Annotated in this window: 26 protein-coding genes; 4 read left to right on the top strand and 22 right to left on the bottom strand. The window is 72.0% G+C overall.

What is annotated here, in order from left to right; genetic code table 11:
• Positions 1-50 precede the first annotated feature (50 nt).
• Entirely contained in the window at positions 51-1,520 is a 1,470-nt protein-coding gene (locus AB0H21_RS08750; RefSeq protein WP_358513594.1) for an MFS transporter, read from the bottom strand.
• 197 nt (positions 1,521-1,717) lie between these two features.
• Between AB0H21_RS08750 and AB0H21_RS08745 the strand changes: the two genes are divergently transcribed.
• Complete coding sequence (locus tag AB0H21_RS08745; protein WP_358513592.1) at positions 1,718-2,368, top strand: TetR/AcrR family transcriptional regulator; 651 nt, start codon at positions 1,718-1,720, stop codon at positions 2,366-2,368.
• A gap of 172 nt (positions 2,369-2,540) precedes the next feature.
• On the opposite strand, the gene rpe is transcribed toward AB0H21_RS08745, so the two are convergent.
• Positions 2,541-3,212, bottom strand: a complete 672-nt coding sequence (gene rpe, locus AB0H21_RS08740; protein WP_358513590.1) for a ribulose-phosphate 3-epimerase — start codon at positions 3,210-3,212, stop codon at positions 2,541-2,543.
• Positions 3,213-3,328: 116 nt separating this feature from the next.
• A complete protein-coding gene (locus tag AB0H21_RS08735) occupies positions 3,329-3,754 on the bottom strand; it encodes an ATP-binding protein (RefSeq protein WP_358513588.1) in 426 nt (141 codons plus the stop codon).
• Positions 3,755-4,179: 425 nt separating this feature from the next.
• Here AB0H21_RS08735 and AB0H21_RS08730 point away from each other — a divergent pair, with 425 nt between their 5' ends.
• Complete coding sequence (locus AB0H21_RS08730) at positions 4,180-5,034, top strand: helix-turn-helix transcriptional regulator (protein WP_358513586.1); 855 nt, start codon at positions 4,180-4,182, stop codon at positions 5,032-5,034.
• A gap of 34 nt (positions 5,035-5,068) precedes the next feature.
• A complete protein-coding gene (locus tag AB0H21_RS08725) occupies positions 5,069-5,470 on the top strand; it encodes a DUF397 domain-containing protein (protein WP_358513584.1) in 402 nt (133 codons plus the stop codon).
• Between the two features lie 65 nt (positions 5,471-5,535).
• Here the strand turns inward: AB0H21_RS08725 and AB0H21_RS08720 are convergent, their stop codons facing one another.
• The 10 genes from AB0H21_RS08720 to AB0H21_RS08675 form a co-directional block, all read right to left on the bottom strand.
• Positions 5,536-6,144, bottom strand: a complete 609-nt coding sequence (locus tag AB0H21_RS08720) for a Uma2 family endonuclease (RefSeq protein WP_358513582.1) — start codon at positions 6,142-6,144, stop codon at positions 5,536-5,538.
• A gap of 213 nt (positions 6,145-6,357) precedes the next feature.
• Positions 6,358-7,281 carry a hypothetical protein gene (locus AB0H21_RS08715; RefSeq protein ID WP_358513580.1) on the bottom strand — a complete coding sequence of 308 codons (924 nt, stop codon included), beginning with the start codon at positions 7,279-7,281 and terminating at the stop codon, positions 6,358-6,360.
• 168 nt (positions 7,282-7,449) lie between these two features.
• Positions 7,450-7,590 carry a hypothetical protein gene (locus AB0H21_RS08710; protein WP_358513578.1) on the bottom strand — a complete coding sequence of 47 codons (141 nt, stop codon included), beginning with the start codon at positions 7,588-7,590 and terminating at the stop codon, positions 7,450-7,452.
• A 16-nt stretch (positions 7,591-7,606) separates the two neighbouring features.
• Positions 7,607-8,101, bottom strand: coding sequence for a cupin domain-containing protein (locus AB0H21_RS08705; RefSeq protein WP_358513576.1), 495 nt, complete (start codon positions 8,099-8,101; stop codon positions 7,607-7,609).
• A gap of 80 nt (positions 8,102-8,181) precedes the next feature.
• Positions 8,182-9,612, bottom strand: coding sequence for a transcription antitermination factor NusB (locus AB0H21_RS08700; RefSeq protein ID WP_358513574.1), 1,431 nt, complete (start codon positions 9,610-9,612; stop codon positions 8,182-8,184).
• A 139-nt stretch (positions 9,613-9,751) separates the two neighbouring features.
• The gene (gene fmt / locus AB0H21_RS08695; protein ID WP_358513572.1) at positions 9,752-10,702 is read right to left on the bottom strand and encodes a methionyl-tRNA formyltransferase; all 951 of its coding nucleotides are present in this window, start codon (positions 10,700-10,702) and stop codon (positions 9,752-9,754) included.
• A gap of 4 nt (positions 10,703-10,706) precedes the next feature.
• Positions 10,707-11,255 (bottom strand): peptide deformylase, encoded by a 549-nt coding sequence (def, locus tag AB0H21_RS08690; protein ID WP_358513570.1) that lies wholly within the window; start codon positions 11,253-11,255, stop codon positions 10,707-10,709.
• A 116-nt stretch (positions 11,256-11,371) separates the two neighbouring features.
• A complete protein-coding gene (locus AB0H21_RS08685) occupies positions 11,372-12,733 on the bottom strand; it encodes a hypothetical protein (protein WP_358513568.1) in 1,362 nt (453 codons plus the stop codon).
• Positions 12,734-12,852: 119 nt separating this feature from the next.
• On the bottom strand, positions 12,853-14,577 hold the full coding sequence (locus tag AB0H21_RS08680; protein WP_358513566.1) for a hypothetical protein: 1,725 nt from the start codon (positions 14,575-14,577) through the stop codon (positions 12,853-12,855).
• A 50-nt stretch (positions 14,578-14,627) separates the two neighbouring features.
• Positions 14,628-17,546, bottom strand: coding sequence for a primosomal protein N' (locus tag AB0H21_RS08675; protein ID WP_358514214.1), 2,919 nt, complete (start codon positions 17,544-17,546; stop codon positions 14,628-14,630).
• Between the two features lie 700 nt (positions 17,547-18,246).
• On the opposite strand from AB0H21_RS08675, the gene bla reads away from it, so the two are divergent.
• Positions 18,247-19,176: a class A beta-lactamase gene (bla, locus tag AB0H21_RS08670; RefSeq protein WP_358513564.1), complete on the top strand. Its 930-nt coding sequence runs from the start codon at positions 18,247-18,249 to the stop codon at positions 19,174-19,176.
• A gap of 294 nt (positions 19,177-19,470) precedes the next feature.
• Here bla and metK read toward each other — a convergent pair whose 3' ends face one another.
• From metK to AB0H21_RS08625, 9 genes are all read right to left on the bottom strand, one after another.
• The gene (gene metK, locus AB0H21_RS08665) at positions 19,471-20,664 is read right to left on the bottom strand and encodes a methionine adenosyltransferase (protein WP_358513562.1); all 1,194 of its coding nucleotides are present in this window, start codon (positions 20,662-20,664) and stop codon (positions 19,471-19,473) included.
• 128 nt (positions 20,665-20,792) lie between these two features.
• Positions 20,793-21,161, bottom strand: a complete 369-nt coding sequence (locus AB0H21_RS08660) for a hypothetical protein (protein ID WP_358513560.1) — start codon at positions 21,159-21,161, stop codon at positions 20,793-20,795.
• Between the two features lie 173 nt (positions 21,162-21,334).
• Complete coding sequence (gene coaBC, locus AB0H21_RS08655) at positions 21,335-22,555, bottom strand: bifunctional phosphopantothenoylcysteine decarboxylase/phosphopantothenate--cysteine ligase CoaBC (protein ID WP_358514212.1); 1,221 nt, start codon at positions 22,553-22,555, stop codon at positions 21,335-21,337.
• 26 nt (positions 22,556-22,581) lie between these two features.
• Positions 22,582-22,845: a DNA-directed RNA polymerase subunit omega gene (gene rpoZ / locus AB0H21_RS08650; RefSeq protein WP_358513556.1), complete on the bottom strand. Its 264-nt coding sequence runs from the start codon at positions 22,843-22,845 to the stop codon at positions 22,582-22,584.
• 104 nt (positions 22,846-22,949) lie between these two features.
• Positions 22,950-23,543, bottom strand: coding sequence for a guanylate kinase (gmk, locus tag AB0H21_RS08645; protein ID WP_358513554.1), 594 nt, complete (start codon positions 23,541-23,543; stop codon positions 22,950-22,952).
• Between the two features lie 123 nt (positions 23,544-23,666).
• On the bottom strand, positions 23,667-23,990 hold the full coding sequence (gene mihF, locus AB0H21_RS08640; RefSeq protein ID WP_114031276.1) for an integration host factor, actinobacterial type: 324 nt from the start codon (positions 23,988-23,990) through the stop codon (positions 23,667-23,669).
• Between the two features lie 279 nt (positions 23,991-24,269).
• On the bottom strand, positions 24,270-24,968 hold the full coding sequence (gene pyrF / locus AB0H21_RS08635) for an orotidine-5'-phosphate decarboxylase (protein ID WP_358513551.1): 699 nt from the start codon (positions 24,966-24,968) through the stop codon (positions 24,270-24,272).
• Positions 24,965-25,939 (bottom strand): dihydroorotate dehydrogenase, encoded by a 975-nt coding sequence (locus AB0H21_RS08630; protein WP_358513549.1) that lies wholly within the window; start codon positions 25,937-25,939, stop codon positions 24,965-24,967. Before AB0H21_RS08630 ends, pyrF begins: the two co-directional genes overlap by 4 nt.
• A complete protein-coding gene (locus AB0H21_RS08625) occupies positions 25,929-26,825 on the bottom strand; it encodes a dihydroorotate dehydrogenase electron transfer subunit (RefSeq protein ID WP_358513547.1) in 897 nt (298 codons plus the stop codon). Before AB0H21_RS08625 ends, AB0H21_RS08630 begins: the two co-directional genes overlap by 11 nt.
• Positions 26,826-26,828: the final 3 nt, after the last annotated feature.

Raw genomic sequence — 26,828 nt, 5'->3', positions numbered from 1 at the left:
CCTGACACACGGCGGGGGGTGGGCCACTGCGGCCCGCCCCCCGCTTCGCGTTACGGGGCCGCCTCGGCGGGCACCGTGGGGACGGTGTGCGCCGCCGGAGGGGCCGAGGCGGGGCGCCGGCCGGGCAGGAAGGCCGCGACGCCGAGGGCGACCAGGGCGGCGCCCGCGCCGATGGCCATGACCACGCGGAAGCCGTCCTGGGAGGGGACGGTGACGGGGCCGAGCGCGATCGTCATCTGGGCCAGAACGACGCCGGCCACGGCGCTGGAGACCGAGGTGCCGATGGACCGCATCAGCGTGTTGAGGCTGTTGGCGGCGGCCGTCTCCGACACGGGCACGGCGCCCATGACGAGCGCCGGCATCGCCCCGTACGCCAGGCCGATGCCGGCGCCGATCACGGCGGAGACGAGCACGAGCTGCCAGATGGCGGACATCAGCACGACGCCCGCGCCGTACCCGGCGGCGACCACGAGCGCACCGAGCATCAGCGTGACCTTGGGGCCCCTGGTCTTCGAGATACGCGCGGACACCGGCGCGGTGGCCATCATCACCAGGCCGGAGGGGGCCATCACCAGGCCCATGGCCAGCATGGACTGCCCGAGCCCGTAGCCCGTGGCCTCCGGCAGCTGCAGCAGCTGCGGGAGCACCAGCGACATCGCGAACATCGCGAACCCGAACACCGCGGACGCGAGGTTGGTGAACAGCACCTGGCGGCGGGCGGTGGTGCGCAGGTCCACCAGCGGCTCCCCGGCGCGCAGCTCCCACACGCCCCACAGCGCCAGCACGACGACCGCGGCGCCGATCAGCCCGGCGGTGGCGGGGCTGGTCCAGCCCCAGTCGGCGCCCTTGGAGATCGCCAGCAGCAGGCAGACCAGCCCGGCCGACAGCCCGGCCGCGCCCGCCACGTCGAAACGGCCGCCGCTGCGGACCGACGATTCCGGCACGAGGGTCAGCACGAGCACGCAGGCGAGCGCGCCGAGCCCCGCCGACGTCCAGAACAGGACGTGCCAGTCGGCGTGCTCGGCCATGAGGGCCGCCGCGGGCAGGCCGAGCGCGCCGCCCACGCCGAGCGAGGCGCTCATCAGCGCGGTGGCCGCGCCGAGCCGTTCGGCGGGCAGCTCGTCCCGCATGATGCTGATGCCGAGCGGGATGACCCCGGCCGCGAGCCCCTGGAGGGCCCGCCCGACGACCATGGGCGCCAGGCTGTCGCTGAGAGCGGCGACGACCGAGCCGACCACCAGCAGGGCGAGGCTGGTGAGGAGCATGCGCCGCTTGCCGTACATGTCCCCGAGCCGTCCGAGCACCGGGGTCGCGACGGCGCCCGCGAGCAGCGTGGCGGTGATCGCCCAGGCGGTGTCGGACGCCGGGGCGCCGAGGAGCGCCGGGAGCTGGGGGATCAGAGGGATGACCAGGGTCTGCATCAGCGAGACGGTGATCCCGGCGAGGGCGAGCACCGCCACGATGGTGTTCGCCCTCGGCGGGGAGGATGCCCCGGCGGGTTCGGCGGGGACATGGGGCATGGCGAGGCCTCCGTTGAGGAAGGTGCGGATGCTCGCGACCGGAGCAACAATTTAAAGCAGTCGCTTGACTTAAATTAGCAGCCCCACTTAACTGGCCGACAACCGCGGTCTTGCTCGAAGGAGGACGCGATGAGGCCAGGCGACGGTGGCCAGGCGACGGGCCGCCCGTTCTCCGGGATCCCGGTACGGTGGTGAGCGTGGCCGGCAGGACGGTAAGGGCGGAGCGGGTCGGCGCGACACGGGAGTCGATCCTGGCGGCGGCCGAGCGGCTGTTCGCCGAGCACGGCGTGTTCGCCGTGTCCAACCGCCAGGTCAGCGAGGCCGCGGGGCAGGGCAACAACGCGGCGGTCGGCTACCACTTCGGCACCAAGGCCGACCTGGTGCGCGCCATCGTCCGCAAGCACACCGGGCGCATCGAGGCGGTGCGCCTGCGGATGCTCGACGAGACGGGCGAGAACCCGGACGTCCGCGACTGGGTGAACTGCCTGGTGCGCCCGATCGCCGAGCACCTGGCCTCCCTGGGCGGCCCCACCTGGTACGCCCGGTTCGGCGCCCAGGTGATGACCGACCCGACGCTCCGCGCGATCATGGCCGAGGAGTCCCTCGCCTCGCCGTCGCTGCACCAGGCCCTAGACGGGCTGCGCCGGTGCCTGCCCGACCTGCCGGCCGAGGTGCGCGCCGAGCGCTGGGACATGGCCCGCCTGCTGATGGTGCAGATCTACGCCGAACGCGAGCGCGCTCTCGCCGAGGGCACCCCGACGCCCCGGGCGAGCTGGCACGACGCCGCGACCGGCCTGGTGGACGCGATCGTCGGCCTGTGGCTCGCCCCGGTCACGCCCCACCCGTGAGACCACGCCCCGCCGGCCTGTTGCTGGTGGACGCGATCGTCGGGCTGTAGCCGGACCTGGTCACGCCCCGCCCGTGACACCACACCCTCGCTGGCTGGTGAAGGAACCGGCGCCCGGGAGCCGGGGGCGGGGCCGGTCGCGCGAACCCTGGCGGCCCGCGGGGGCCTCCGGGTCAGGTGGCGGAGGCGGCGCGCTCGGCCTGGGCGCGCAGCTCACGGACGGCGCGGGCCGGGTCGTCGGAGCCGTAGACGGCGTTGCCGGCGACGAAGACGTCCGCGCCCGCCTCGGCGCAGCGCTCGATCGTCTTGGCCGAGACGCCGCCGTCCACCTGAAGCCAGACCTCGCCGCCGTGCTTGTCGATCAGCTCACGCGCCTTGCGGATCTTGGGGAGCATGATGTCGAGGAACGCCTGCCCACCGAACCCCGGCTCCACCGTCATCACCAGCAGCATGTCGATCTCGGGCAGCAGGTCCTCGTACGGCTGGACGGCCGTGCCCGGGTTGAGGGCGAACCCGGCCCTGGCCCCCGCCCTGCGGATCTCGCGCAGCGTCCGGACCGGCGCCTTGGCCGCCTCGGCGTGGATCGTGACGCTGCCCGCCCCGGCCTCGGCGTAGCCGGGCGCCCAGCGATCGGGGTTCTCGATCATCAGGTGGCAGTCCAACGGCAACTCGGTCGCCTTGACCAGCGATTCCACCACCGGCAGGCCGATGGTGAGGTTCGGCACGAAGTGGTTGTCCATGACGTCGACGTGCAGCCAGTCGGCGGCGTCCCCCACCTGGGCGACCACGTCGGCCAGCCGCGCGAAGTCGGCGGTCAGGATACTGGGTGAAATCTGTACGGCCATGATTCCGCAGTCTAGAACCCTGGGACCCGTATTCCCCACCCGCCGAGGCACCACATCGGTTTTGGCCGGCCCTGTGAACGACCAGAGGCCGACGTGATCTAAGCATGGTCAACGGATCACCGGATCCGAGGCCAGGCGTCGGCGTGTTTGGGGTCGGTCAGGTGGAACCACACGCTGGTGTTGCCCGTGGCGCGCTGGAAGCCCCAGCGGGTGGCAAGCGCGTCGACCATCGCCAGCCCGCGTCCGGAGGTGTCGTCGTCTCCGGGGTTGCGCGGGCGCGGGATCGCCGAGGAGCCCCGGTCCCCCACCGTGATCTTCACCCCGCCCGGCACCAGCGCCACCGAGACGGCGAACTCGCCGTGACGCGCGTGCCGGATGACGTTGCCGGCGAGCTCGCTGGTGAGCAGGATCGCGTCGTCGTGACAGGGATGCTCCGGCCCGAGAAGGGCCGTGACGAAGGCACGGGCGGCCTTCACCTCGGAGGGAACCGCCGAGAATGGCTGGCTGAACGTGGGAGCGTCCACCGGATCGAACGGCGACACGGGCCAGGTGGGCGCCGGAACCCCGCCCCGCCGACCCCCGTCTCCTTTTGCACCAAAGATCCCAGCGACCCTCTCGACCATCGAAGCCACTCTCCACTGGCGCATTGCCATCACTCTGCCGCCCCTCTATTTGCCCCGATTTTCCTGACATATCGGATCCGTTGAGAGCGATTAGGGCGGCATAATGGCCGCCATCGGGCGACCCGCACTTCCATCCGGCCAGAGGGCTCTGCCGTCCGGTTCCTACGTACCGGACCCGACCTGGCCGATGTTGCGGAATGCTATGAGCCAACCGCTTTCCGTAATCGCCATGCGCGTTTATAGTGAGCCCCAGGCTTGCCGAGCGCAACCTGGTTGAGCGAAATAATTACGGCGAGCGAACATTACTGTCCCGTTAGTCCGATAAATCCACATGAGGAGCGCAGGTGATTACCGATACGCCGTCGCTTCGACAGCGTTGGCTTGGCGCCAAACTCGCCGAGCTTCGCCTGGCGGCCGGCATCGCGTCGCTAGCCGTCGCCGCAGAGGCGTGCAGGCGCTCGACCGCTTCGCTGAGCCGCATCGAGAACGGTCTTGTCGGCATTCCACCACGCGACATACCGCCCATTCTCGACGCCTACAGGGTCACCGATCCTGCGGTGCGTGAGAGGTTGATGGTCGTCGCCGCCGAGGTGCAACAAGAACGGCGTGGTTGGTGGGTTGAGCACGGGGATGTGCTGGCTCCTTCCTATATGGATCGGATCCGCCTCGAGGCCACCGCGACCGCCATCTGGACGTACGAAACGTGCCTTGTGCCGGGCCTATTGCAAACGGAGGCATACGCTCGGGCCTTTGTGTCGGCCTTGGCGGAGTTCGGCAGCGTTCCGGAACTCGATGAGTTCGTTGCCGTCAGGATGGCCCGCAAGACGATCCTGGAAGGTGAACGACCGGCGACCATGAGGGCGGTGATCAGCGAAGCGGTGCTCCACCATCCCATCGGCGGGCCGGACATCTTTCGTGATCAGCTCGATCACCTACGGAAGATCGCCGCGTCGCCCAACGTGAGCCTGCAAGTCGTCCCCTTTATGGATCAGCCGAACCCCGGACTCTTCGGGGCGTTTACGCTGTTGCGCCTCCCCAGCCTCGATGTCGTCCATGTGGAGGCGATGAACACCGACGCCTACATCGAGGATGAGCGCGGCGTAGAGCAGTACATCGACGCCTTCGATCGTCTCTGTGACATTGCCCTTACCGAACAAGAATCCACCACACTCCTCGCGGAAAGTGCAGCTAGCCTGTAATCGGCACATTTCAGAAGGGAAGGGACGCCGATTCATGGCACCTGAGCAGCAGCACGGCAGTGTCTGGCGGAAAAGCGCTCGCAGCGGTGTCCAGAGCAACTGTGTGGAGGCTCGATCTGACGGGGTGAGGGTGTGGGTGCGGAACTCGAACGACGTGTCGCCCGACAGGCCGGTGGTCGCGTTCGCGGCGGATCAGTGGCTTACGCTCCTCGACCGCGTGCGGGCCGGCGACCTGGCTCTCGATCGGCTGGGTGAACCGGTTCGGGCACGGAACGCGGCGCTCGTCTCCTTCGACGGGCTACGGGTGATCGTACGAGCCGACGCGGGAGGACCCGGCGTGGCCTACACCCCCGCCGAATGGCTGGCGTTCGTCGAAGGCGTCCGCCACGACGGCGAGTTCACCCTGTCCTGGCTCACCGCCCCCGCCACCGCGTGATCACCGACCGCTGAAGGGTTGTTTTCCAGACACTCGACTCGCCGACGTGATGGCGGAGCGGCGGGTCAGATTCGTTCGAGGTCGGCGAACGATGTCTCGAGCTTCATGCCTTCGGGGAGCTCTACGACCAGCATCCCCCTGTGCACGGCGGCCAGTTGGTAATTGCGACCGCTCCAATCAAGGCGATGTTCCTCCACCGAGCCGATCCGGTCGTCATCCATGACGACGATCAGGTAGACCGGTATGCCCTGCGCGGCGTATTCGGCACGCTTGTCGTTGAAGTCGACCTCGTCATCCGAGGACGTGATCTCGACGGCCACCAGAACGTCACCGGACCACAGGCGCTCTCCCGGATCCAGACAATGGAGGACGCTGATGTCCGGCCTCCTGAATGTGAATCTTTTCCCCGTTCGGGTGGCATGCGGATTGCTGTGGCGGTAACGCATGTCGGTGTCCTGCAGCACATCGATGCACGGATGCGACGGGCGGGAGCCCAGGAGAGCGAAGGTCAGATTCCGCGAGACACGCCGGTGGCCGGGCGTGGGCGAGTCACAGAACACGACCCGCCCGTCCACGACCTCGATCGTCTTGCAGATCTCCTCAGGCAGCGCCTCGTACTCCTCCTGCGTGATGAGCAGGCTGGACGGATCGGTGGCCCAGGCCGGGAGGGGCATACGAGACTCCCTTGAAAACCGCGCTTCGCCGCCCGGCGGGTACGGATCCTGGCCTGTCGCCGTTGCGACGGCCAGGATCAACTCCCGCCGGTTCCGCCGATGACGAGAAGAATGCGATCCGCCGGTCGTCCCAGCGCCCCGGGCGCGCTGCTGGGGATGGAAGCGCGCCCAGAGCCCGGCACGAGGCTACCTGGAGCCGGATCGCGGGACGTGTCAGTCGGTGCCGGTGGACAGGGCGAGCTGGATGACGTTCTCGTTCTCCAGGACCCAGGACGCCGAGAGACCGCCCTCCTTCACCAGCGCCTTGCCGTCGCCCTTGAGAACGCCGATCCTGTTGCCGGCGAGGGCGATCTGGATGACGTTGTCGTTCTCGGTGACCCAGTTGGCCGACAGGCCGCCCTCTTTCACCAGCGCCGTGCCGTCGCCCTTCAGGACGCCGATGCGGTTGCCGGACAGGGCCAGCTCCAGGACGTCGATGTTCTGGGTGACCCAGACGGCCGACAGGCCGCCCTGCTTGACCAGCGCCGTGCCGTTGCCCTTGAGGACGCCGATGCGGTTGCCGGACAGGGCGATCTGCCGCACGCGGGTGTTCTCGGTGACCCAGCTCGCCGACAGGCCGCCTTCCTTGACCAGGGCGGTGCCGTCGCTCTTCAGGACGCCGATGCGCTTGCCCGAGAGCACGAGCTGCTTGACCCCGGTGTTCTCGAGGACCCAGGACGCCGACAGGCCGCCCTCCTTCACCAGCGCCCTGCCGTCGCCCGTGAGGACGCCGATGCGGTCGCCGGACAGCGCGATCTGCTTGACCCCGGAGTACTCGTTGACCCAGCTGGCGGACAGGCCGCCCTCTTTCACCAGCGCCGTGCCATCGGCCTTGAGGACACCGATGCGGTCGCCCGCGAGGACGACCTGCTTGATGTTGTCGTTCTCGGTGACCCAGTTGGTGGACAGGCCACCTTCCTTGACGAGCGCCGTGCCGTCGCTCTTCAGGACGCCGATGCGGGGCGGGGCCGTGGCGGCAGGGGCCGCCGTGGCCGTGCCCAGGACGGCGACGAGCCCGCCCGCGATCACGAGAGTGCACCTGCCTGCGGCCGCGCGGGCGAGGACGCGCCCGCGCCGGACCGCTGTTCCGATCGTCATGACGACCTCCGAATCACACCAGGCGGGGCTCGGGTGCCCACCTCGGAATGTAACGGAGAGTGTATGGGTCGCTACCGACAGAACGCAGATTCCCGCGGGCGCGGCGGGTGCGAGGAACATGCGTCCCTGACGTCGTTCTCTACCACCCGGCCGTCGGCGGCCCCGAGGTCAGCGGCGGCCGTTCCCGGGGGCCTGGCCGCCCAGGACGGCCTCCATGTAGCGGCCCCAGTCTGGGCGGGTGCCGTGGCGTAGTCGAAGGTCGTACTCCTTGGCGAGCCGCCAGGACGACAACGCCTGGGAAGTTCGCAAGCCGGGCTCCCCCAGATCAGACCATGTACTGGTCGTGACGCAGGTACAGCTCCGTCCACTCCTCTTCGGTGAGCGTGCGGCCGGTCGCGGCGATCTCGGCCAGCTCCTCGAAGTACGACTCACGCGGCGCGCCCGGGGCGAAGTGCAGCAGCAACGAGGCCGGCTCGTGCGACTCGTTGCGGAACGCGTGGACGCCGCCCGGCGGCACGTGCAGGAAGTCGCCCGGCGCGGCCTCGACCCACCGGGCCCCGTCGTACAGGCGGACGGTGCCGGACAGGACGAAGAACGACTCGGCCATCGTGCGGTGGTAATGGGCGCTCGGCCCGCTCGGCCGCGCGCCCATGTCCCAGCGGTAGAGCCCGAACAGACCGCCCGTGGTCGCCCCCGTGGCGAGGTAGCTGACCTCGGTGCCGCCCTCGCCGATCCTCAGCTCGGGTTCGTGCCCCTTCGGCCGGAATGTCCCACTGGCCTCGCCCTTCTCGGCGACGTACAGCGCCTGCGGATACGACATGCCCCTCCTCTTTCCTTCTCGGCTGAGGCCTCGCGCCTCGCGCCCCGGCGACGAGATCGCCCGCCCTACTGGGCCGCCCCTCAGGACGCCTTGCGCAGCAGGGCGAGGAACATCGCGTCGGTGCCGTGCCGGTGCGGCCAGAACTGGGCGTACGGGCCCGCGCCGAGGGAGTCGACCTCGTCGAGGTAGGCGCGTGCGTCGAGAACCTCGGCGTCGCCGCGCCGCCTCACGACGTCGTCGACCACCGCGCGGGTCTCGGCCAGGTGTGGCGAGCACGTCACGTACGCCACCACCCCGCCCGGGCGCGCGGACGTCAGCGCCGAGCCGAGCAGCCGGCGCTGGAGGGCGCCGAGCTCGGGCACACTGTCCGGATCCCGCCGCCAGCGCGCCTCGGGACGGCGGCGCAGCGCGCCGAGGCCCGTGCACGGCGCGTCGACCAGCACGCGGTCGAACACGCCCTCGCGCCAGGCGGGCGCGGTGCCGTCCGCCGCGATGACCCCGGCCTTGCGCGTCGCCCGCCAGACCAGGCGGGCGCGGTGGAAGCGCTGGTCGGAGGCCAGCAGATGGCGGTCCTCCTGCAGCGCGAGCGCGTCCAGCAGGCCCGCCTTGCCTCCGGGGCCCGCGCACATGTCCAGCCACAGCCGGTCGTCGCCGTCCAGGGGCACCCGCGTGAGCGCGAGGGCCACGAGCTGGCTCGCCTCGTCCTGGACGGCCGCGCGGCCCTCGGCGACGGCCGGGACGGACGCGGGGTCGCCCTCGGGCAGGTAGGCGGCGTACGGCGAGTAGCGGGCGGGGACGGCCCCGGCGTCGACCAGCTCGCCGACCGTGCTGCGGCCCGGCAAGGCGATCAGCGTGACGCCGGGGCGCTCGTTGTCGGCGGCGAGCAGCGCGGCGGTCTCCTCCGGGTCGCCGCCGACGGCGTCGCGCAGCGCCGAGGTGATCCACCGCGGATGGCTGTGGGCGACGGAGAGGTGGCCGACGAGGTCCTCCTCCGGATCGGGGGCGACGATGGGCAGCCACTGCTCGTAGTCGCGCGTGGCGACCTTGCGCAGGATCGCGTTGGCGAACTTGGACGCGCCGGCGCCGACGCGCAGCCGTACGAGGTCGACGGTGGCGCTGACGGCGGCGTGCGGGGGGACGCGGGTCTTGAGCAGCTGGTGGACGCCGAGGCGGATGGCGTCGAGCAGCGGCGGGTCGATGTCCTCGGGCGGGCGGTCGCTGCACACGGCGATGATCTCGTCGTAGGTGCCGAGACCGCGCAGGGTGCCGTAGGCCAGCTCGGTCGCCAGCGCGGCGTCGCGGCCGGTCAGCCCGCGCTCGCGCAGCAGGGTGGGCATGAGCAGGTTGGCGTACGCGTCGCGCTCGTCGACGGCGCGCAGCAGGTCGTAGGCGGTATTGCGCGGCTCGTCGCGGACCGGCTTGGACCTGCCCCCGGGCCGTCCCTGCCGTCCGGGCCTGCCCGGCCTACCCCGCCTGTCCGCGCGGCCCGGGCCGCCGTCCTCGCGTGTCACGCGTCCCCCGCCGTCAGGCTCATCGCCTCGATCATGTCGTACATTTCCGTGATATCCGCCTGATTCGCCTGAGGGTTGGCCGTAGTGTCCGCCTGGTCCGCCCGGCGGTCGCCCGCGCCGCGGCCTCCCATCGCGGCGATCAGCCGAGCCGGTCGTCCGGAGTCAGGCGCACGCCGCGCGCCCACTCCCCCGCGGTCATGCGCCGCTTGCCCTCGGGCTGGACGTCGCCCAGCCGCACCGGGCGCGTGGCGGTGCCCACCAGCACGGTGTTCTTGGCGGCGGCGATCTCACCCGGGGCCAGGGCCCCGGCGCCCGGGACCGGCTCCTCGCCCTCGGGCACGGGAGCGATCGGGCCGATCTTGAGGCGCTCGCCGCGGAACTCCGCCCACGCCCCCGGGGCGGGGCTGCAGGCGCGGACCAGCCGGTCGACGCGCATCGCCGGAGCCGTCCAGTCCACCCGCGCGTCCGCCACCTCGATCTTGGGGGCGTAGCTCACGCCCTCGGCGGGCTGCGGGCGGGCCTCCAGCTCGCCGTCCTCCACGCCGTCGAGCGTGGCCGCGAGCAGCCCGGCCCCCGACTCGGCGAGGCGGGCCAGCAGCTCGCCGGAGGTGTCCGCCGGCAGGATCCGCTCCGTCACGACGCCGTACACCGGGCCCGCGTCGAGCTCCTTGACGATCTGGAACGTCGCCGCGCCGGTGATCTCGTCACCGTGCAGCACGGCGTGCTGTACGGGGGCCGCGCCGCGCCACGCGGGCAGCAGCGAGAAGTGCAGGTTGATCCACCCGTGCTTGGGGATGTCCAGCGCCGCCTGCGGCAGCAGCGCGCCGTACGCCACGACCGGGCAGCAGTCGGGCGCGATGGCCTTCAGCCGGGCCAGGAACTCCGGGTCGCCCGCCTTGGCCGGCCGCAGCACCTCGATGCCGGCGGAGGCCGCGAGCTCGGCCACCGGGCTCGCGTGGACCTTGCGGCCCCGCCCGGAGTGGGCGTCCGGGCGGGTCACCACGGCGACCACCTCGTGCCGGGGCGAGTCGAGCAGCGCCCGCAGCGACGGCAGCGCGGTTTCCGGGGTTCCGGCGAAGACGAGGCGCACGGTGCTAGAGGGCCTTCCCTTGAGTGGCGTGCGGCGAGAACTTCACGGCCGGCGCGGCGAGGCCGCTCCACTCCGCCTCGCGGATCGCCTTCATCGCCAGCTTGCGCTGCTTAGGGTCCATGCGGTCGATGAACAGCACGCCGTCGAGGTGGTCGGTCTCGTGCTGCACGCACCGGGCCATCAGGTCGGTGCCCTCGATGGTGATCGGCTCACCGTGCATGTCGAACCCCTTGGCCACGGCCCGGATCGCGCGCGGCGTCGGGAACGCCAGGCCGGGGAACGACAGGCACCCTTCCTCGCCTTCCTCGTCCTTCTCGTCGGAGAGATCCAGGCTGGGATTGATCAGGTGGCCGAGCTGCTCGTCGACGTAGTACGTGAACACGCGCAGGCCGACGCCGATCTGCGGCGCGGCGAGCCCGGCTCCCGGAGCGTCCATCATCGTGTCGGTGAGGTCCTTGACGAGTTTGCGCAGCTCCTTGTCGAAGTCCACGACCGGCTCCGCGGGGGTGCGCAGCACCGGATCGCCGAACAGGCGGATCGACTGAATTGCCACGGACGACTCCGTTCACGTCACGATTGAGAGGTCACCCTAGTTTATGGGTCGCCGCGGACCGCCGGTCTGCGCGTCGCGGGGCGGGCGGCGATCAGCGGGGTCCGACGACGGGGAGCTCAGCGGGAGCGGGCCTTCATGGCGGCCTTGCGCGCCGCCTTGGCGACCGTCGCGTCCGGGTGGTTGGCGCCGAGCAGCTCCAGGACGGCGATGGCGTCGGGGTGGCTGCTGCGGCTGATGTCCTCCACCAGGCGCAGCAGCTCGTCACCGGCCTCCAGCTCCTCGAACTCCTCCATCGCCTCCGGGACGTCGGCGATGTGCAGCAGCGTGGCCAGGGTGTCCACGGCGAGCCAGGTGCCGTCCTCCTCGGTCAGCACCGGCGCCTCCAGGTCGCGGACGGCCAGCCAGACCGCCGCGTGCCGCCACATCGCGGGCTCGGCGAGGGCCTCGCGCATCGCGGGCTCGGCCTCGGGGCCCATCTCGGCGAGGACGGTGCCGATCACGCCGCGCTGCCCGGCCGTGCCCGAGGCCGCGACCTTGATCAGCTCGCGGGCGGCGTCCTCGGGGACGCGGCGCTCGGCCCACAGCGCCGGGGCGCTGGAGGGGGCCTCGCCGGTCAGCATGGCGTCGACCAGCTCGCAGGCGCTCAGCTCGGCAAACCCGGCGATCTCCGACAGCAGCGGCGCGTCGTGGCCCTCGCGCAGCAGATCCTGCCGGACGGCCCAGACGCCGAGCGGGGTGAGCCGGACGCTCTCGGCGCCGCGCTCGAACAGCCCGCAGTACTGCAGCAGGTCGAGGGCGACGTCCAGCTCGCCGGGGAGCGTCTCGCGCAGCCGCCGCATCTCGTGCGCGCGGGCCTCGCAGCCGATCTCGTGGGCCTGGAGCATGCCCTCGATCAGCGCGGCGTAGGTGATGCCGTCGGTGGTGGCGTAGATCGTGGCGAGCATCTCGGTGAGGTGCTCGTCGGCCACCGCCGAGCCCGTCAGGCCTTCCTCCGTGCGGTCCAGGACGTCCATGACCACGCCGTCCCAGAACCTCATCAGGTCGGACGGCTCCTCGCCCCGGGACGCGCCGGCGCGGGTGACGCGTAGCAGGCCGCCGTTGACGGCGACGATCCACGCCAGGTGCAGCCGGTCGAGCGTCAGGCCGAGCTCCCCGGACACCTCGCGGGCCTCGCCCGGCGGCAGGAACCCCTCGGCGGTCACCTCGCGGGCGCCCGTCCACGCGGCCAGCCGCCGCGCGTCGCGTACCAGGGGCACGGAAAGGACCGCGCCCGCGAGCTCGGCCGACGGCGCGAGCTCGACCGGAGGGAAGCTCAGCACCTCGCTCTCGCAGTCGTCGCAGTCGCACTCGTCGTTCTCGCCCGCCATCTCGGCGAGCAGCGCCTCGCGCTCCTCGCCGGACACGCTTCCCAGCTCGTCGATGAGGTTGCGCAGCTCTCCGAGATCGAAGACGCCGCCGCCGTTCCCGCTGTTGGCCATTCAGGCAACTTACTCCACAGCAGCCACAGCCGATGACGGACTACGGACGTTCGCCTTGATCACCGTGAGATGACCGTGCGACCACCGTCCCGTCCCTCGCGCCGGCCGATCCCGGGCCCTCAGTGGATGCCGCGCGAGCGCGCCTTGAACGCGGCCTTACGCGCGGCCTTGGCGAGATTCCTGTCCGGAAGGTGGCGCCCGAGCAGGTCGAGGACCTCGGCGACGTCCGGGTGGTCGACCTGCCACATCTCTTCGATGGCCTGGGCGGACGGCGCGAGGTTCACGGCGAGGTCGTCGGCGATCTCGCCGGAGTCGTCGGTCTCCCGGGGCAGGACGAACGCCAGCGCGTCCACGCCGGCCCACAGCGCCTCCTCCGGCGTCAGGGCGGGCGCGGTCAGGCCGTGGGAGGCCAGCCAGATGAGCGCGTGCGGGCGCAGCTCCGGCTCGTCCAGGACCTCGCGGACGGCGAGCGCCGCCTCGGGGCCCAGCCGGTCGACCAGCGTCACGGCGACGCCCCGCGTGCAGGCCGCCGTCCCCCTGGCGGCGGCGAGGATCTCGCGCGCGGCCTCCTCGGGCGGGCGCCGGGCGAGCCAGGCGGAGATGTCCCGCTCCGCCTGCCCGGCGGGGACGCCCTCCACCAGCAGGGCGATCAAGGTCTCGGCGTCCGCCTCGGCCGGGTCCGCGGCGACCGGCGCCACCAGGCCCATGCGGGAGTACACCTCGCGCAGGCCCCACCGGCCGTGCGGGGTCAGCGTCACGGCGTCGTGCTCGTATTCGAGGGTGCCGCACCCGGCCAGGACGCCCAGCGCCGCCTCCAGGCCGCCCGCCTCCGGATCGTCGCCCTCGGCCGACACCTCGTCCAGGTACTCGCGCAGGGCCACGACCGCCACCGGCTCCTGGAGCCGGTACAGCAGGTCGTGCACCCCGAACAGCTCGCGGTCGACCGGCACGAAGCCCGTGACGTTCGCCTCCGAGGCGCCCGTGAGGAACGCCACCGTGCCCGCCCACAGGTCCAGCACCTCATCGTCGCCGCGCGCGGGCAGCGGCCCGGGCCCCCGGGGCGCCGTCACCATCCCCCCGGGCCCCCCAGGCCCCCAGGACGCCTCCGCCAGGCCGACGGCGAGCGCGAGCTCCCAGGCCAGCGCCGGGGCGTCGACACCGAGGTCGCGGGTGATCCGCGCGGCGTCCCTGGCGCGCAGCCGGCCCTTGCGCGTGGGGGTGTGGCCGCCGTCCAGCATCCACGCCACGACCCGGTGGGCGTCGTGGAGCAGACCGGCCTCCCGGACGGCCTGAGCGACCTCCTGGGGCGGCGCCAGGCGTACCGGAGGGAGAGGAGCGCACCCCGGGCAGTCGCAGTCCTCATGACCGCCGACGGACGCCGGGCGGCGCGGCGCGGCGGCGAGATCGTCTTTCGCGGCGTACGGAGTGCCGGCCTCCAGCGCTTCGGCGCCCATCGCCCCGAACATGCTCTTGGCCATGCCGAACTTCGTCGTGTCGGCCAGCGCCGCCGGCATCGCCGGGGCGATCTCGTCGATCTTGACGCGCATCCGCCCCGCCATCTTGGTGCCGATCTCCCCGCTGTCCAGCAGGAAGTCGACCAGCGTGCGCGCCGCGGCGACGGTCTCGGCCGCGCTCTCGGGGGGCGCGATGACCTTGCGCGGGTAGATGTCGAGCAGAAGCTGCTCGAACGTGACGGGAGAGAAGTCGGCGAGCTCGGCCACGTCCAGGTAATCGCTGGCGTAGTCGCACAGGAGCCGAACCTCGTCGGCGTCCACCACCACCCCGGTCGAGCGCCCCCACGCCCGGAAGTCCTCGATGGCCCCGTTCACCCATTCGATCGACACAGGGAGAAACTAACGGCTAGCTTTCAGCCCCGCGAATCGGCAAGCTGCGGTCAGACCAGATCCATCGGGTCCATACAGACTCGGACCAGGTCAGGAGCCTTGCGCGCGGCCCTCACCCCCGCCGCTCCCTTGAGCGCCTTCGCCAGCGCGGCCTCCGCCCCGCGCGGCACCCGGACCATCAGCCGCTCCTCCACTTCGGCCGGCGTCTGGGGGGGCCGTCCCCTCGGCCCCTCGACGGGGACCGGGCCCAAGATCTGCGCCCCCTTGGGAAGGCCGAGGCCGGTCGCCATCTCCCTGACGGCGGCGGGCGGGCCGGTCAGCGTCGCCATGCGGACGGCCGGTGGGAAGCCCAGCGCCGCCCGCTCGGCCAGCTCGCGCTCGGCGTGCGTGACCGGGTCCCAGCGCAGGAGCGCCTGCACGACCGGCAGGGACGAGTCCGCGAGGACGATCAGCTCCGCGCCGGGGCGCAGCATCGCCGCCGCGTTCATCCAGCGCCGCAGCGTCTCCTCGGCGGCCCGCAGGTCGGGGCGGCCCAGCATGGCCCAGCCGTCCAGTAGGACGGCCGCCGCGTACCCGCCGTCCGGGACCGGCTCGGCGCCGGGCGTGGCCACGACCAGGGCGCGCGAGGAGCCGACGGTGGCGAGGACGGAGTCGCGGCCGGACGTCCTCACCGGGACGGAGGGGAAGGCACGCCCGAGCTCCTCCGCCGTGCGCCGGGCACCGATCACCACGGCCCGCATGCGGTTGCTGCCGCATGCCTGGCACCGCCACATGCCGGCGATCCTTCCGCACCAGCGGCAGTAGGGGGCGGCATGCCCGCTGCGCAACGCCAGCGGCCCCCCGCACAGCGGCGCCTGCGCCCACAACCCCTCATGAGAACCACCACCCCGGCCGTCATCCCCGGAGCCCTCGCCCCCGCGAGCCGACTCCACAGGCGACGCGGCCGACCCCCCGGGCCTCGCCGACGGCTCCACGGGCGGCATGAGCGGCTCCATGGAAAGCGCGGCCGGTCCAACGGGCAGCGCCGGCGGCTCGACGGGCGGCATGGGCGGCTCCATGGACAGCGTGGGCGTCGTCCACCGGCCCGAGGACGGCGACCTCCCGCCTTCCTCACCGGCCACTCCCGGCGAACGCGCCCCCGGAAACACTCCACCCCGGGACGCTTCGGAGAGACCTCCGCCTCCGTGATATGCCGCGCCCCCGTAAGGCGCACCCGGGCGCGCCGGTCCTCCGATGCGCCCGAGCGCGTCGGCGTCGGCCTCGTATCGGCGCGCCTCAGGACCGGCGGATTCAGCGCGGCCGACGGGGGCCGTACGGGCGGCCCGACCGGCCACGGAAGGACGATCCCCGGGACCGGCCATCGGGGGACGGACGGCGGGATCGGCGGCGGACGAACCAGTGGCAGATGAACGGGCGGCGGCCTCCGTACGGCGACGTCGGCCTGGGGCGCCCGGTACCGGGGCCGGGGGGCCCGCGAGCGGCGGCGACTGGGTGCACCGCGCCGGGGTGCGGCACACCTGGCAGGCCAGCGCGGGCAGGTAGCCGCGACGCGGCACCTGGATCAGCACCGGCCCGTGCTCCAAACCGTGCCTGAGGGCCGCCCACGCGATGCTGGGCAGGCGGGCGGCGCGCGCCGCCGGATCCCTGGCGAGTTCGACGTCGTCACCGGCCGGGCGCACCCTCGGCGCGAACGCCCGCACGGTCTCCCTGGCCGGGCCGATCGGATGCGCCCAGCCCGTCGCGACGAGCCGCGTCGCCTCGGCCGTACGGGCATGGCCCGCGACCAGCATGGCCGCGCCGGTCTGGTGCGCCCGCAGGGCGAGGACCTCCCGCGTGTGCGGGTAGGGGGCGAGACGCTCGGCGTGCAGGTCGTCACCGTCGTCCCAGATCACCGCGAGGCCGAGGTCGTGGACGGGCGCGAACGTCGCGGCGCGGGTGCCCACGACCACGCGCACCTCGCCGCGCAGGACCTTCAGCCACCGCCGGTACCGTTCGGCGGGGCCGAGGCCCGCGGTGAGCGCGACGTGCGTTCCCTCGCCGAGCACCCGGCGCAGGGCCGCGTCCACCAGCGTGACGTCCTTGCCGTCCGGCACGACGACCAGCGCACCCCTGCCCCCGCGCACAGCGGCCAGCACGGCCAGCGCGATGCCCTCCGGCCACGTGGGTGCGCCGTGCTCCCGGATGCCCGGCAGAGCATTCCAGATGGCCCGGGGAGCCTTCCCCTCGGCCAGCGCGGAGATGAACGCGGGCCCGGCCGGATACTCCGCCCACAACCCCGGCAGCCCATCTGTCACGCCGGCGGCGCGACTCCCGTCGTCTTGTTCTCCAACTCCCCCACCCGAGCCCGCGACCACACCCCCCGGCTCACCGGCTTCTCCGGAACCGGCGACGCCTCCCGGACCTGCCACGCTCCGCGACTCAGCCTCCTCTGCGGAGCCTTCAGGCGTGGCCTCCGTCTCAGCCTGTCCCTGCGAACCCGCGACCGAGCCCCCTGGCACGCCTCGCTCCACCGCAGCGGCGGCCGCGCTTCGCGACTCTGCTCGTCGCGCCGGTGGCGTGGGCCCGGGGGCGGCACGCTCGGCTTCCGCCTTGGCGTGGCGCGGGGGGATGGCCAGGCGCAGGACATCGGCCATGGTGCCCGCGTAGCGATCGGCCACGGCGCGGCAGAGGGCGGCGATCTGCGGGGTGAGCACCGGCTCCGGGGACACCACGCGTTCCAGGGGCGTGAGCCTGCCCTCGTGCTCGGTGCTCGCGGCGCGCTCCAGCACGAAACCGTCGACCAGCTTGCCGGCGAAGCGGATCCGCACCCGGCAGCCCGGCACCGCGTCCTCCGCCATCGCCTCGGGGACGAGGTAGTCGAATGGGCGATCAAGGTGCGCCAGCGGCGTGTCCACCAGGACACGGGCGACCGGAAGCTCCGCGGCGGGCACCGGCGCCCCCTTGGCGGCGGTGCTCCCGGCTCCGGCCACGTCCGCGGCCTGACCTCCGACGGCCGCCAGGGGAAGCAGGGCCCCGACGTCCTCGGCGGCCACGCGCGTCTCTTCGCCGGCGTCTCCCGTGACCCGCACCCCCGTGCTCACCTGGCTCCGAACATCCCTTCGCCCCGCCGGACCGCCACCGTCCGCCCGGCCCTCGACGACCTCGTCACGCCCCTCGCCGCCCGGCCGCGGACCTGGATCGGACGAGCGACGGGACCTCATATCGAACACACTATCGCCTGGTCAGCACGCCGCCGGACAGCCCGCCTCCGGCCACCGGAAGCCTACGCACCCCCGCGCCGAACCACCCGAGTTCCCCGGAAGAACGCCCTCCAGGCCCCCTCAACCGCCCGTGCGACGAGCCACCGCCACCAACCCACGAGCAGCAAACCCTACGCCCAGCACCCCCCACACACTCCGGCGGCATCCACTCCGAGGCACCCCGCAAGCCAGGCCACCAAAGCGATGGGAGGGTGGAGGCGCCACCGTCCAGTGGCGGAGACGGCACCGTCCGGCGGTGGAGGCGGCCTCCTTGGCCGTCTACGAGCGTGTGGTCTCAGGCGCCGCGTCGGCGAGAGTTGACCATCGATATGACGGAGTGATCCATCTCAATGGTGGACATCCCTCGATAGTTGCTGATCTTCTCTATGGCATGACACGACATCTCCGATTGCGACTAGGGATCGCGACCTTGACCGCTTCGGCGCTGCTGGGCGGCCCCGCCTCTACGGCGGCTGCCGTCACCGGCCAGACGATCACCTCCGGCGTCGCGGCCCGGACGGGGAACAACGCCCCCTCCGGCTCCGACCTGAACAAGACGCTGCGGGAACTCGAGAAGTCCTACAACGGGCGTATCGGCGCGGTGGGCATCGACCTGGGGACCGGGAGAACGGTCGGCTACCGGGCCGGCGAGCGCTTCCCGTTCAACTCCATGTTCAAGGTGTTCGCGTGCGCGGCGGTGCTGCACAAAGCACGCACCAGCGACCCCGGGCTGATGGACAAGGTGGTTCGCTGGAAGCCCGCCGAGATGGCCGAGCTGACCGCGAACTCCCCGGAGACCACCGAATACACCGACACCGGCATGACCCCCGCACAGCTGTGCCGCGCCGCGATCACCAAATCCGACGGCTTCGCGGGCAATACGCTGCTGAAGCAGATCGGCGGGCCCCGCGGGCTGACCGAGTTCTTCCGCGCCACCGGTGATCGGACCAGTCGCCTGGACCGACCGGAACCCGGGCTGACCGAGTGGAAGCCCGGTGAAGAGCGGGACACCACCACCCCTGCGGCGGTCGCTCAGACCTTCACCGAGCTCACCACCGGTAAGACCCTCCACACCAGCGACCGAGCGCGGCTGGTCGGCTGGCTGAAGGCCAGCCTCACCGGCGCCAACCGGATCCGGGCGGGACTGCCCAAGAACTGGACGGTCGGCGACAAGACCGGCACCGGCGGCGCGAGCAACTACGGCACCGCCAACGACTTGGCGATCGTCTGGACACCCGGATCGAAGGCGCCGATCATCCTGGCGGTGTTCAGCAACCGCAACCTCGACAACACGCCGCACGATGAAAAGGTGATCGCCTCCACCGCGACCGCGCTGGCCAAGGCCCTCGGCAGGTTGTGACCCGACCATCGGGTCGTGACGCGGCCGCAGGGTAAAGCGGATCTCGAGTGCCGCCAGGCCGGTGACATCACCACCGTCCGCGACCGTGCGGAGGGCGGCCGTCAGCCCAGACCGTTGACCGCTCGGGCGTTCCGGCCCTCGATGTGGGCGCTGCGTTCCGCCAGGTCATCGAGCTGGGGCGGCGACCGGACCTCTGAGGCGTCACGGAGGGTTGGACCGGACCTCTGACACGCCCTCTGACACGTTGCCGAGAGGGTTGCGGCCCGGTTGGGGCCGCAACCCTTTCCGGGTGGGTCAGAGGCCGAGGGCCTGGCGGAGTTCTTCGGCGCGGTCGGTGCGCTCCCAGGAGAAATTGGGCTCCTCACGGCCGAAGTGGCCGTAGGCGGCGGTCTGGGAGTAGATCGGGCGAAGCAGGTCAAGGTCACGGATGATCGCGGCCGGGCGCAGGTCGAACACCCGCGTGATCGCCTCCTGGATGCGCGACACCTCGACCGTCTCGGTGCCGAACGTCTCCACGAACACACCCACCGGCTGCGCCTTGCCGATCGCGTAGGCCACCTGGACCTCGGCCCGGTCGGCCAGCCCCGCCGCCACCACGTTCTTGGCCACCCAGCGCATCGCGTACGCCGCCGAACGGTCCACCTTGGAGGGGTCCTTACCCGAGAACGCCCCGCCACCGTGACGGGCCATGCCGCCATAGGTGTCCACGATGATCTTCCGCCCGGTCAGGCCCGCGTCACCCATCGGCCCACCGATCTCGAACCGGCCGGTCGGGTTCACCAGCAGCCGGTACCCCTCGGTGTCGATCTCCAGCTCGGCCAGGACGGGGTCGACCACGTGCTCCTTGATGTCGGGAGCCAGCATCTCCTTCAGGTCGATCTCGGGGGCGTGCTGGGTGGAGACGACCACGGTGTCCAGCCGGACCGGACGGTCGCCGTCGTACTCGATCGTCACCTGGGTCTTGCCGTCGGGACGCAGGTAGGGCACCGTGCCGTTCTTGCGCACCTCCGACAGCCGCCGCGCCATGCGGTGCGCCAGCGTGATCGGCAGCGGCATCAGCTCCGGAGTCTCCCGGCAGGCATAACCGAACATCAAGCCCTGGTCACCTGCGCCCTGCCGGTCCAGCTCGTCGGCGCCCTCGCCCTCACGGATCTCATAAGCGTCGTCCACGCCCTGGGCGATGTCGGGGGACTGCGCCCCGATGGACACCGACACACCGCATGAGGCGCCGTCGAAGCCCTTGTGCGACGCGTCGTACCCGATCTCCAGGATCTTCTCGCGGATGACACCGGGGATGTCGACGTAGGTCTCGGTGGTGACCTCACCGGCGACGTGCACCTGACCGGTGGTGATCAGCGTCTCGACCGCGACGCGGCTCTTCGGGTCGTCCTTGAGCATGGCATCGAGAACGGCGTCACTGATCTGGTCGGCGATCTTGTCCGGGTGGCCTTCTGTGACCGACTCGGAAGTGAACAGGCGGCGGGTCAACTCAGTGGCTCCTCATGCAGCGGCTGCTGACGTCGTGGGCTTTGGCGTTGGGCGGCCAAGGCGCTGCGCCGAGTGTAGCCCGATGAGGTGCACCGCCGCGCAAGCGTCTCGCCTCGTGGCGCGCGCGCCTAAAGATCGGGAAGTGGATCCTTCGGCAGATCGCCCGGGGAGAACGCCTCGGTGTCCGCCGCCCCGACGACGGCGACGTATTCGTCGTCGACCTCGAAGACGGTATCACCCAACCGTATCGTCGGCCCGTCACCGGGCCGCACCGGACCGAGCCGCGTTCTGCGCGGGTATCTCGCCCACACCACGGCCGGCTCGTTGCGACTGAAGACCTTCGTGGCCAGTACCGTCACCGACAGGCCGGTCACGACGACGATGTAGTTGCCCACGCCTCCCGACCCGACGAGGGTCACGGGGAAGACGTAGTGCAGTTCCTCACCCGGGGGCAACAGGGATCGGCAGCGCTCTCTGACGGCGGCGGTGACCGGCATGATGTGGCCCTCTCCTCCAGCGTCCACCTGGAGTATCCGCCGGAAAGCGACCACCATCAAGGCGTCACCAGGCACGATGGGGTCACAATGGGACGTACATCGTTAAATCGCCACCACCAGCCATCACCGGCAGCCGCCACCAGCGACTGCCAACCGCCACCGGCGGCCCCGCGTCAGGCGAGGCGGGCGGCCACCAGATCCCAGACGACGTCGGCGAGGTCCTCCTTGGGACCGCGCGGCACCTCGACGGGGTCGCCGCCCGCGACCAGGACCACGGCGGCGTTGTCGGGCGTGCCGAAGGCGAGGTCCCGCCCCACCTGGTTGACGACGAGCAGGTCGCACCCCTTGCGGGCGAGCTTGGCCTGGCCGTTGGCGAGGACGTCGTCGGTCTCGGCGGCGAACCCGGCGATCACGGCGGGCGAGGGCTTGTGCCCCTCACGGCGCCGGTCGCACAACTCCGCGAGAATGTCCGGATTTTTCGTGAGATGAATGGGGTCAGGCTCGGCGGACGTCTTCTTGATCTTCGAGTCGCTCCGCGCCGCGGGCCGGAAGTCGGCCACCGCCGCCGCCATGACCACCGCGTCGGCGGACTCGGCGGCCGAAAGCATCGCCGTCCGCAGGTCCAGCGCCGACTCCACCCGCACCACCGTGGCCCCCGCGGGGTCGGGCAGGGCGACGTTGGCGGCGACGAGCGTGACATCGGCGCCCCGCGCCACCGCCGTGCGCGCCAGCGCGTACCCCTGGAGCCCGGACGAACGGTTGCCGATGAACCGGACCGGGTCGATCGCCTCGCGGGTGCCGCCCGCCGACACCACCACGCGGCGGCCGGCGAGGTCGAGCGCGCGCCCGCGCAGGACGCGGCGGCAGACCTCGAAGATCTGGACGGGGTCGGGCAGCCTCCCGCGGCCGGTGTCGGCGCCGGTGAGGCGGCCCACGGCGGGGTCGATGACCAGGCAGCCGCGCTCGCGCAGGGTGGCGACGTTCGCGCGCGTGGCGGGGTGCTCCCACATCTCGGTGTGCATCGCCGGGGCGAACACCACCGGGCAGCGCGCGGTCAGCAGCGTGTTGGTGAGAAGGTCGCCGGCGAGGCCGTGCGCGGCCTTGGCCATGATGTCGGCGGTGGCCGGGGCGACGACGACCAGATCGGCGGACTGGCCGATGCGGACGTGGGGCACCTCGTGCACGGACTCCCAGACCTCGCTGGTCACGGGATTGCCGGACAGGGCCGCCCAGGTCGGCTCGCCGACGAAGCGCAGCGCGTCGCGCGTGGGGACGACGCGGACATCGTGGCCGGACTCGGTGAACAGCCGCAGCAGCTCACACGCCTTGTACGCCGCGATGCCCGCGCCGACCCCGAGGACGACCCTGGGCCCGGCGGAGGCCTCGATGTTCATCACGTGGCGCGCGGACGGCGGTCGCGTCAGCCCTCGATGGCCTCGGACGTCAGCAGCCCCTCGGAGACCTCGCGCAGCGCGATGGAGAGGGGCTTCTCCTGGGCGTGGGTCTCGACGAGCGGCCCGACGTACTCCAGAAGGCCCTCGCCGAGCTGGGAGTAGTAGGCGTTGATCTGGCGCGCCCGCTTCGCGCCCATGATGACCAGGCTGTACTTGCTGTCGACGACCTCAAGCAGCTGGTCGATCGGCGGGTTGGTGATGCCTTCGGCAACCGGGGCAGTGCCTGCCACGTCGTCGGCCTCTCAGTCGGATGTCGGATCGAGCGAAGAATCGGCTCAGCCTCGAAGGATAGCAAGCGCGAAGAGCGCGCGAGACGCGCGTGGGTGGCCGATCTTCACTTCATCAAGGCTATCAGCCGGACGCATACCTCGCCGACCGCCGTGTTGACCAGCGTGAGGTCGAATTCCTTCTCGGCGGCGAGCTCGACGCGACCCGCGGCCAGACGGCGCTCGATGACGTCCTCGGGCTCGGTGCCGCGACCACGCAGGCGGCTCTCCAGTTCCTCCCAGCTCGGCGGGGCCAGGAAGACCAGAAGCGCCTCGGGCATGGTCTCGCGCACCTGACGGGCGCCCTGGAGGTCGATCTCCAGCAGCGTGGGGACCCCGTCGGCGAGCTTGCGCTCCACGGGCGCGCGGGGCGTCCCGTAGCGGTTCCCGGCGAACTCCGCCCATTCGAGGAGCTCGCCCGCGGCGACCAGGCGGTCGAACTCTTCGCCGGAGACGAAGTAGTACTCGACTCCGTGCGTCTCACCGGGACGGGGGGCCCGGGTGGTCACCGAGACCGACAGCCACACCTCGGGGTGGGACCGCCGAAGCTCGGCGACGACCGTGGACTTGCCCACGCCGGACGGCCCGGACAGGACCGTCAGGCGATTGCCCGTCGGTCCGGAGGAGACGTGCGCCGCCTCCGGACTCCCGGATGAAGGCATGGAATCACCGCCACGCGCCCCGAACCCCCCGAAAACGGGCGCCTCATGGGCGCCGCCCTCTTCGGGCCAGGACGTACCGGTCACTCCACACCCCCCGTAGATCTTGCTCCAGCTAACCGAGAATCAGCTCTCGGCGCCGCCGAACTCACGCTCCAGAGCGGCCCGCTGGTTGGCGCCGAGACCCCGCACGCGGCGGGACTCGGCGATACCGAGCCGCTCCATGAGCTGCTTGGCGCGGACCTTGCCCACGCCGGGGAGCGACTCCAAAAGTGCCGACACCTTCATCTTGCCGATGACGTCGTCGGTCTGACCATCCTTCAGCACCTCAGCCAGAGAAACCGCGCCGTGCTTCAGCCGGTTCTTGACCTCGGCACGCTCTTTGCGGGCTTTGGCAGCCTTCTCCAGGGCTGCGGCGCGCTGCTCGGGGGTCAGGGGAGGAAGAGCCACGCCGGGTCACCTCGAATTTCTGTCGATGTACTCGGACGGGAGGGGAAACTAGCTGGTCTTGGGCCTTCAAGCAACGTCAAGCCCAGTTTCTCCCCCCACAAAATTGATTTCATCACTCTTCGTGTTCGGAGAATCGCATTCCGTCGACAAAACCCGCCTGTGCAGGCCCCTTACGGGCTAGTCACTCCCGGACGGCGCGCACCCGCGAGGGCTAGTCCTGGCGGCCTTCGCGAACCACCCGGAGCAGCCCTCGGACGCGCGTGCGGAGCCCCCCTCCGGTCAGGCGGGGAGCACGCGGCGAAGAGCGCCGGCGATGCGCGCGGCGGCGGCCCCGGGGTCGGCGGCCCCGGTGATGGGGCGCCCGATGACGAGAAGGTCGGCCCCGTCGGCGAGGGCCTGCTCGGGAGTCGCTACTCTTGCCTGATCCTGGGTGTCGGAACCGGCGGGCCGCACCCCGGGTGTGATGAGCATGACGCCGGGCCCGACCTCCGCCCGCACCGCGGCGACCTCGCGGGGCGAGCAGACCAGGGCCTGGGCGCCCGCGCCCACGGCCTCGACGGCCAGACGGCGCACGGCGTCGCTCGCGGGTCCCCTGACTCCGATACGCTCCAGATCGGCCTCTGAGAGCGACGTCAGGGCCGTGACGGCGGCGATGCGCGTGTTCGGGGCGTGCTCGACCGCCGCCTGGATCATCGTGCGCCCGCCCGCGGCGTGCACGGTGAGGATGGCCGGCCTGAGACGCGCGACGGCGCGCGCGGCTCCGGCCACGGTGTTCGGGATGTCGTGCAGCTTCAGGTCGAGGAAGACCTGGACGCCCGTGGCGCCTCGCACCGAGGCGATCACGTCGGGGCCGTAACGGAGGTAGAGTTCGAGGCCGACCTTCACGGTGCTCACGTGCGGAGTGACCGCGGCCGCCCAGCGGGCCGCCGTCTCCAGGTCGGGTGCGTCCAGGGCGACGGCGATGGGTGCGGACGTCACAGAGAGCTCTCCTCGAGGTCGATACGGTGCCGGGGTCCCGCCCCGGGCGGACGATGGGCCAGCCCCACCGCGTCGGCGAGCCGCTCGAAGCCACGCTCCTTGAGCAGGTCCTCGAGCTCCCGCAGGATGCGCAGGCAGGCGTAGGGGTCGTGGAAGAGGGCGGTGCCGACGGAGACGACGCAGGCGCCCGCGAGGATCATCTCCAGCGCGTCGCGGCCGGTCATGACGCCGCCCATGCCGACGATGGGCACGCCGGGCATCGCGGCGTGCACCTGCCACAGGCAGCGCACCGCGAGCGGCCGGATCGCGGGCCCGGACAGCCCGCCGGTGCCGGCGGCGAGCGACGGGCGCATGCTGTCGACGTCGATGCTCATGCCGAGCGGTGTGTTGATCATGGCGAGGGCGTCGGCGCCGCCGTCGACGCACGCGCGGGCCACCGCGACGATGTCGCCGACGTCGGGGGCCAGCTTGGCGACCACCGGGACGTCGTACCGCATCGTCGCGCGCACCGAGGAGATCACCTCGGCGGAGGCCGCGGGGTCGCGGGCGAACACCCGGCCGAGGTCCTCGACGTTCGGGCAGGACAGGTTGACCTCGACCGCCGCGACGCCGGGCGCGTCCGACAACCGCCGGGCCAGGGCGACGTACTCGGCCACGCTGCCGCCCGCGACCGAGACCACGGCCCTGGCGCCCCGCTCGACCAGCCACGGCAGCTCGCGTTCCAGGAACACCTCCACGCCGGGGCCCTGCAGGCCGACGGCGTTGAGCATGCCCGAGGGCGTCTCGGCCATGCGGGGGGTCGGCCGGCCCGCGCGGGGGGCCATGGTGATCGAGCGGGTGACGACCGCGCCCAGGCGGGCGAGGTCGAAGAACTGGGAGAGCTCGGCACCGGAGGCGGCGCACCCGGCGGCCGTGGTGATCGGGTTGGCCAGTTCGACGTGCGCGAGGTACGTCCGCATGTCAACTGACATTTCGGGTGTGAGCACCCCCTTCCTGTGCTCGTCCCCCGGGCGCGCCCAGGGCGTCGAACGGGATCGTCCCGATGTCGTCGAACCGCACCCGCTCGCCGCGGAAGACCGGCCCCTCCACGCAGGAGCGCGCCATGCGGGTCACGCCGTCGTCGTCGATGACCGGCAGCACGCACGTCATGCAGACGCCGTACCCGCAGGCCATCGACTCCTCGACCGACACCTGCACGGGGATGTCGAACTCGACCGCCACGGCGGTGACGCCGCGCAGCATCGGCATCGGGCCGCACGCGTACACCACGTCGGCCCGCGCGTCGGCGATCACCGAGGGCAGGGCGTCGGTGACGCGGCCGCGCAGGCCGAGCGAGCCGTCCTCGGTGGTGAGGGTGGTCGTCTCCCCCATGCGGCGGGCCCGCAGCGCGCCGAACACGCGGTCGGCGGAGGCGGCCCCGAGCACGAAGTCGACCCGGCAGCCCCGCTGCTGCAGCGTGTCGGCCAGGGGGAACAGGGACGCCGACCCGTACTCGCCGCCGACCAGCACGCACGTGCACGGGTCGCGCGGCACGGGGAACGGGCGGCCGAGCGGGCCCACCAGGTCCAGGGTGTCCCTGGCCTTGCGCTCGGCCAGCCACGCGGTGCCCCGGCCGCGCACGTCGAAGACCAGCTCCACCGTGCCGCCGTAGTCGGGCTTGACGTCGTGCACCGAGAAGGCGCGGCGCGACGGCATGGAGGTGTGCGGCCCGCCGACGGCCACGGAGACGAAGTGCCCGGGACGGAAGCGCTCGGCGATGCCCGGCGCCACCACGGTCAGCGCGTGGTAGGCGTCGACGCGACGCGTCGTGAGCACCGTGCCCGTCACCTGCACCGGAGTTCCGGCCGTCTCCACCACCTC

The organism is Sphaerisporangium sp. NPDC051011 (assembly GCF_040653595.1).
Lineage (GTDB): Bacteria > Actinomycetota > Actinomycetes > Streptosporangiales > Streptosporangiaceae > Sphaerisporangium.
This window is presented reverse-complemented; position numbering and strand designations above follow the sequence as displayed.